Raw genomic sequence first — 6189 nt, 5'->3', positions numbered from 1 at the left:
TGCCAGGCCACTGGATTTCGGCAAACCTCCGCCTTGACAGGAAACCGCGGCGCCCGATAAATGCGCCCATCCGCTGGACGGGGCTGTAGCTCAGCTGGGAGAGCGCGTCGTTCGCAATGACGAGGTCAGGAGTTCGATCCTCCTCAGCTCCACCAGCGGATTAATTCCTCGCTCTCCGCGCCATATGCAGTCCGCGACGCTCGTCCGGGCTGGCCTCCACGGCTGGCATTTGCCGTGCCGGCGCGCCTAAAAGGCCGCGCGCCGCGCCGCCTGTTTTCGCAATCTCCGGCAAGACTTTTGTCAATTGGACTTATGGCGGAAGCGCTCGTCGATTGTTTCCGTTTTTTTTGCAAACCGCCCCACTAAATTGACGTTACCAAATCAGTTTTTTCTGTGCGTTGTGGCCAAGGCGTTTCGGCGGGGGCGACCGGAGACGCTATATGGATTTCGAGTTGAAATGAAAAACCCGCCCGCGGAAGCAAAGACGTGTCAATTCGCGAGAATCTCGCTGCAAATCTTAGACGGCTGAGCAAGGACCATGCCTCCGTAAGTGCGGTATGCCGTGAGCTGCACATCAATCGCACGCAGTTCGAACGCTACCTGCAAGGGCAGACCGTTCCCAACAAGGCCACCGCCAAGCTGATATGCGATTACTTTCGGATCGACGAGGCCGAACTGTACCAGGATCCCGGCGCACCCGAGCCCGCGATGCGTGGCCTGCCGCCGGTTTCCGAGAGCCTGTTCAACCAGATGATCCGCCCTCCCAGTCCTTCGATCGCGGGCGGCACCTATTTCACCTATTTCTCGATCCCGGGCCGCCTCGACCTCCTGATGCGCTCGGTGACCTTCGTGCGGCGCGAAGCCGAACTGGTCACCTTCCGAAGGGTCACCGGATGGTCGGAGCGCCAGGGATCGACCTGGGCACGAGCGCGCGGCAATCACTATGGCGTGGCGATCTCGCGGCTGAACTGGATCTATTTCAGCGGCATCAATCGCCGACAGACCGGAGAGCCGTCGCTGATCTCCGTGCAATGGGCTCCCATCTCCGAACCGGTGCTGATGGGCAAGGCCATGCTTCTGACGGAGGCCGGCCCGGCATTCGTGTCCGTCATCATGCGGCGCGACATTGCCAATATCCAGGCAAGGGATGCCATCAGCATGGCGCATGTCATCAGCCTCGACGATGCGGGCGTCGACCAACTGGTTGTCAGCCTGACCCGGGACGGGTTGGGCTAATCCCTCGGATCGCCGTGTCTTACGCCAAATAAGAATAAGCGTACGCCGATAAAGCGTATGCCAACGATTGTCTACTCTGTATCTGAATAAAATCGATATTTTACACTTTAATGCCAGGAAAGATAATCCACACGTCCGTCTTCGGCTCGTGGTTTTACTATAATTTTAACAAACCATTAACTCTTCCGACCTTACCTTTCTTCACGCGGATCCCATTCTGGGGGTCTTTCAACGGATCCCAAATGGGGGTCAGGAAAGGGATAAAAATGGCCAAGAAAGTGACTAACGCTCCGAAGCTGACGATTGCCGCCGGCACGCAGACCGTCTTCTTTTCGCAGGGTATGCACTACAACAAGCGCTGAAGCCGTTCTGCGCCGACGAGCGGTTCGCTTGTCGGCGCCTCGGCTCCGCAGATGGCATCCAGCTTCATGAAAATGCGCTCTTCGAAAACGCTCGTTTTCTACCCCGGACCGAACAAGGTCACGGCATGCAACTTCCTGACCAGAAGCGTCTTCGAATGCAGCCCTGAGATGGTCGGCCTTCTCGCATCGTGGGACAAATGGGCATCGACGGCGGACATTGCCCGCGCCCATGGGTGGTCGAAGTCCGAGTTGAAGGCTGTCGTTCCGCAGTTGCTCGATTTTTCCGCCCTGGTCACCGCCGGATCGCCTCTCGCCGAGCAGGAGGAACAATTTTCAGGACAATGGAGTTGGGGGCTTCCGACGGCGCTGATGCATTTCTGCGTCCAGGACAGCGAATACATGACCATCGAGCAGGCGGAAGAGCGGCAGATAGAACGCGCCGGCCATACGCCGCAGCCGGACCTCCTGCTCAAGAATTCCGCCGGCGCTATCCAGCTGCCGAATGCACTGGAAGACAACGAACTTCTTAGCTTGATGGCGCGGCGCCGCACCAACCGCACGGCGGCTCAGCCCACCATCACAGCCAAACAGCTTTCCGATTGCCTGTTCGCAGGGCTCGGCATCATCGGCGAGACCGCCAATTGCGTTGGCACCCTGCCGCTTGGCATGACCCCTTCCGGCGGCGCGCGGAATCCCTATGAGGCCTATGTGGTCGCGCTCGGCGTCGATGGCCTCGAGCCCGGTGTCTATCATTATTCCGCCGCCGATCACGACCTTGGCAGGATTTCCGCGAACCATCTGCCGAAGATCTCCGAACTGGTCGGCGGACAGGAGTGGGCTGATAGCATGCCGTGCCTGATCCTGCTTTGCGCCAGGCTCGATCGCACGATGTGGAAATATGAGGACGCCAACGCCTATCGTGTCGTGCTGATCGAGGCCGGCCATATCGGCCAGAATATCATGCTGGCGGCGACCAATCATGGCCTGTCGGCATGTCCGACAGCCGCGCTCAATCATTCCGCCATCAAGCGGCTGCTTGGTCTCGACAGTCTCACCGACGCACCGATCTATGCCTTGACCCTCTCGACCCCGGAAAGAGACCCGTCCACCGCGAGCCAATCCATCAATTAGTCGACCAACAATGTGCAGTCCGGCCAGTAACGCGTTCCCCAGGGTATAACCAGAGACAGGAGCAGCACGTGCCAAATCAATCCTTACGCCAGTCGGAAATCGATAGTCTTCAATATATTTCGTCGATGACCAATGAGCTCGTGCAAATGGCCGAATCAAGCCGTTTTCCGATGATCTCCTATCTGCTGGGCATGGCCTATGCGGAGGCCTTCGACGTTCTTCGCGGCGCACGGCCGGCCAGGCATGCGCAGCTCAGCGGCAACCCGCTGCACCCCAAGGCGCAGGCAAAAGACAATCGTGCCGCCCAGCCACGGAGAGCGTAGCGACATGCAATCGTCAGCCGCATGCGCGGTGGCCGGCTCGACCTCCCGGCCAAACCGCTGGGAGACGCTGTGCGCGTTGCAAAGCCTGCTGCCGCTGCTGAAGAAAGCCGCGACGGATCTGCACCGCGCCGACATGGTCTACTGGTTCGAGCAGGCCGATGCCGAGGTCGCCAACATCATCAGGGGCCACCCCTCCGATGCAACCGCGATCCCGACCCTGATTGCATCCTGCCCGCAGGACCGGCATCCGGTCGCTCAGGCTTGATGCAAGTCGCCCGCCCAAACGCCACGCGCTTAGTGGTTCAGCGCCGCTGAACCGCTCTGATCACCAGCTTTCAGGCAATTCCAGACCGGAGCCTATTGCGCGCCTGGAATGCCAAGGGGGACCTGCACATGAACATGATAGCCAACATCAGAAGCGTCGATGCCAGGGAAAGCATTTTCAGTCGGCTCGACGTCTTGATCGCCAGGCGACCGCCATCGCCTGACGCCGCGCGGATCGAGGCCCGCCAACTCGTCTCGATGGCGATTGCCGACAGCTGCCAGGCCGACAGTCTCTGGGGTACAGTGGACGCCTTCCACGCCCATTTCGACTTCATGATGCAGACCATCGAGATCAACGGAGCCGATGACCCGAGCCTCGGGCTGTTGCGCACGAAATGCCGTTTCTACCTCGAACAGGTCGAGGCCCTGAGCCTGTCACTGACCTATTGACAGGCCAGCCGATCAAGTTCGGCTCTAGAGCAATTCCAGGAAAAGTGTGAAACGGTTTTCCCGGGAATACGCATAGCGTTTTCCCTTGGGAATTGCGTCAAAACAAGAGTTAGAGTAGTTGGCCGTTTCCGTGAAACGGTGAGCTGCTCTAGTTGCGCAGGCTGAACACGAACGGCGCTGTACGGCTCAGACGCGAGCCGAGGTCCGGTGGCGGTGCCGGCACCGTGGCGCCTTGCAGCACGGCGAGCGCCGCACGGTCCAGATCCGCATCCCCGGAGGAACGAGAGAGCTTGGCGGACAGGACCCGGCCGGACGAGTCGACCGTGAAGGCGACATACGGCCTGCCTTCCACGCCTCGGGCCTTGGCAGAGCTGGGATAGCGCGTGTGCCGCTTGATCCAGGCGCCCAGACGGGAGTCCCATTTGCTGGAGTCGCCGGAGCGCGACGTCGATTCCGCCGCCTTCGGCGCCGCGGTCCTGGCCGCGGGCCGTGCGTCGGCGCTGGCGACGGTTGCCGTCTTCGGCGGAGCCGCCTTCTCCTTCTTAAGCCGCGGCTTGGGCTTCTCGACAGGTTTTTTCGCCTTGGCCTCGACCGGTTTCTTGTCTTTGACAATTTCGACCGGTTTCGGCTGCGGCAAGGGAATGACGACGTCTGGCGTAACGGCCTCGACAACATCCGGGATGACCTCATCCGGCGGCGGCTGATCGGCCTGTTCAGCCGTTTCGGTCCGGTTGGGTTCGGCCTCGTCAGGCGCGACCGCTTCCGGCGGCTCGACAACCGGCTCCGCCTTTTCGACCGGTTCTTCAGGCGTCGGCTCGGTCGTCGGTGTCGGTTCGGTCTGATCTGGCGTCACCGCGTCCAGCGCGGCGACCTGTTCTCGTACGGCCGGCATCACCACCATCGGCGCCATCTCGATCACCTGGGCCGGTGGCGGACCGCCGTCCGCTTCGGTGACCATGGTGAGATTCTGCACTGCATAGGCGACCGCGACATGGGCTCCGAGGACCAGCGCGGCAGCACCGGCCCACAAGCCAAGGTCGCGCCAGCCGAAGCGCGACATCTGGACCGAGGGCACGGCGACCGCTTGCGTCATGGCGCCGCCGCACCGGTGGCTGTGGGCGCGGGGGCATTGGACGCGGGAGCCGTCTCCAGGCCGACCAGCGCGATCTTCAGATAGCCGGCGCCGCGCAACAGGTTCATCGCCTCCATCAGGTCGCCATAGGCGACCGCCTTGTCGGCGCGCAGGAAGATGCGCGTCTGCTTGTCACCCTTGGTCTTGGCGTCCAGCGTCGCGGCGAAAGCCGGGCGTGGCACGCCGTCATTGCCGATCGCCAGCGTCAGATCGTCCTTCAGCGTCAGGAACAGCGGTGTCTCGGGCCTCGGCGCGGGCGTTGCGGTCGAACCCGGCAGGTCGACATTGACATCCACCGTGGCCAGCGGTGCCGCGACCATGAAGATAATCAACAACACCAGGATGACATCGATGAACGGGGTGACGTTGATCTCGTGGCTTTCCTCGAGATCGTCATCCATGGTCTGTCGGATTCTGCTTCCCATGGCGCTACTCCGCCGCCAGTGGCGCGGCCGGCGCGACGGTGCGGAAGTCGAGGTCGCGGCTGACCAGTCGTTCGACCCCTGCCGAGGCATCGGCGAGGATCTGCCGATAGCCGGCTATCGAGCGGGCGAAGACGTTGTAGATGACGACGGCCGGTATGGCCGCGACCAGGCCCATCGCGGTGGCCAGCAGCGCTTCGGCGATGCCCGGCGCGACCACGGCGAGATTGGTGGTCTGCGCCTGCGAGATGCCGATGAAGGCGTTCATGATGCCCCAGACCGTGCCGAACAGGCCGACGAAGGGCGCGGTCGAGCCGATCGTCGCCAGCACGCCGGTGCCGCGTGACATGCGCCGCGCCGCCGCCGCCTCGATGCGCGACAGGCGCGACGTAACCCGTTCCTTGAGGCCATCGCCTGAGACATGATCGAGGGCGCCGGCTGAGAGTGCGGTCTCCTCCTCGGCCGCCCGCACCAGCAGCGCGCCCGGGCCGCCGCTGCGGTCGAGGGTACTGCTGGCCTGCTTCAGCGTGGCGGCCTTGCCGATCGCCCGCACGGCGCGACGGATGCGCAGCTTGCCGCCGAAAAGCTCCAGCGACTTGGCCAGCCATATCGTCCAGGTGACGACGGAGGCAAAGGCCAGCCCGATCATCACCGCCTTGACGACGATATCGGCCGCCATGAACATGCCCCATGGCGACAGGTCATGCGGCAAGGTCAATTCCATCGCCGTCGAAGGTCCGGCCTCGGCTGGCGCGGCCGTGTTCGGCTGGGTGCCCGGCTGCGAAGGCGCCATCGTGGCCGGCGGAGCGACTGCCGGTGCGGCGGGCGCCGGCGCAATCGGCGCTGGGGCCGTGGGAGCAGCCGGGGTG

Annotated in this window: 8 protein-coding genes and 1 tRNA gene; 6 read left to right on the top strand and 3 right to left on the bottom strand. The window is 62.6% G+C overall.

Features of this window, described 5'->3' with window-relative positions:
• Positions 1-79 precede the first annotated feature (79 nt).
• From EN914_RS20370 to EN914_RS20340, 6 genes are all read left to right on the top strand, one after another.
• Positions 80-155 (top strand) — tRNA-Ala (locus tag EN914_RS20370).
• A gap of 331 nt (positions 156-486) precedes the next feature.
• Complete coding sequence (locus EN914_RS20365; protein ID WP_024504719.1) at positions 487-1236, top strand: helix-turn-helix transcriptional regulator; 750 nt, start codon at positions 487-489, stop codon at positions 1234-1236.
• Positions 1237-1664: 428 nt separating this feature from the next.
• Entirely contained in the window at positions 1665-2729 is a 1065-nt protein-coding gene (locus tag EN914_RS20355; protein ID WP_024504720.1) for a SagB/ThcOx family dehydrogenase, read from the top strand.
• 68 nt (positions 2730-2797) lie between these two features.
• Positions 2798-3052 (top strand): hypothetical protein, encoded by a 255-nt coding sequence (locus EN914_RS20350; RefSeq protein WP_024504721.1) that lies wholly within the window; start codon positions 2798-2800, stop codon positions 3050-3052.
• 4 nt (positions 3053-3056) lie between these two features.
• Entirely contained in the window at positions 3057-3317 is a 261-nt protein-coding gene (locus EN914_RS20345) for a hypothetical protein (RefSeq protein ID WP_024504722.1), read from the top strand.
• A 128-nt stretch (positions 3318-3445) separates the two neighbouring features.
• Positions 3446-3766, top strand: a complete 321-nt coding sequence (locus EN914_RS20340) for a hypothetical protein (protein ID WP_024504723.1) — start codon at positions 3446-3448, stop codon at positions 3764-3766.
• A gap of 148 nt (positions 3767-3914) precedes the next feature.
• Here the strand turns inward: EN914_RS20340 and EN914_RS20335 are convergent, their stop codons facing one another.
• The 3 genes from EN914_RS20335 to exbB form a co-directional block, all read right to left on the bottom strand.
• Positions 3915-4859, bottom strand: a complete 945-nt coding sequence (locus EN914_RS20335) for an energy transducer TonB (protein ID WP_024504724.1) — start codon at positions 4857-4859, stop codon at positions 3915-3917.
• Positions 4856-5323, bottom strand: coding sequence for a TonB system transport protein ExbD (gene exbD / locus EN914_RS20330; RefSeq protein ID WP_013528969.1), 468 nt, complete (start codon positions 5321-5323; stop codon positions 4856-4858). The genes EN914_RS20335 and exbD overlap by 4 nt, the downstream gene beginning before the upstream one ends.
• A 4-nt stretch (positions 5324-5327) precedes the next feature.
• A partial coding sequence (gene exbB, locus EN914_RS20325) for a tonB-system energizer ExbB (protein WP_245492169.1) occupies positions 5328-6189 on the bottom strand: 862 nt, incomplete at its 5' end.

Origin of the sequence: Mesorhizobium sp. M7A.F.Ca.CA.001.08.2.1 (assembly GCF_003998455.1) — a bacterium.
Taxonomy (GTDB): Bacteria; Pseudomonadota; Alphaproteobacteria; order Rhizobiales; family Rhizobiaceae; genus Mesorhizobium; species Mesorhizobium ciceri.
The sequence above is the reverse complement of the archived record's forward strand: the minus strand, read 5'-3'. Positions and strand labels throughout refer to the sequence as shown.

What these genes read in the sequence shown, in the direction of transcription:
- EN914_RS20335 (WP_024504724.1), bottom strand. Translation starts at nt 4,859, where the DNA reads ATGACGCAAGCGGTCGCCGTGCCCTCGGTCCAGATGTCGCGCTTCGGC.
- EN914_RS20340 (WP_024504723.1), top strand. Translation starts at nt 3,446, where the DNA reads ATGAACATGATAGCCAACATCAGAAGCGTCGATGCCAGGGAAAGCATT.
- exbD (WP_013528969.1), bottom strand. Translation starts at nt 5,323, where the DNA reads ATGGGAAGCAGAATCCGACAGACCATGGATGACGATCTCGAGGAAAGC.
- EN914_RS20345 (WP_024504722.1), top strand. Translation starts at nt 3,057, where the DNA reads ATGCAATCGTCAGCCGCATGCGCGGTGGCCGGCTCGACCTCCCGGCCA.
- EN914_RS20355 (WP_024504720.1), top strand. Translation starts at nt 1,665, where the DNA reads ATGAAAATGCGCTCTTCGAAAACGCTCGTTTTCTACCCCGGACCGAAC.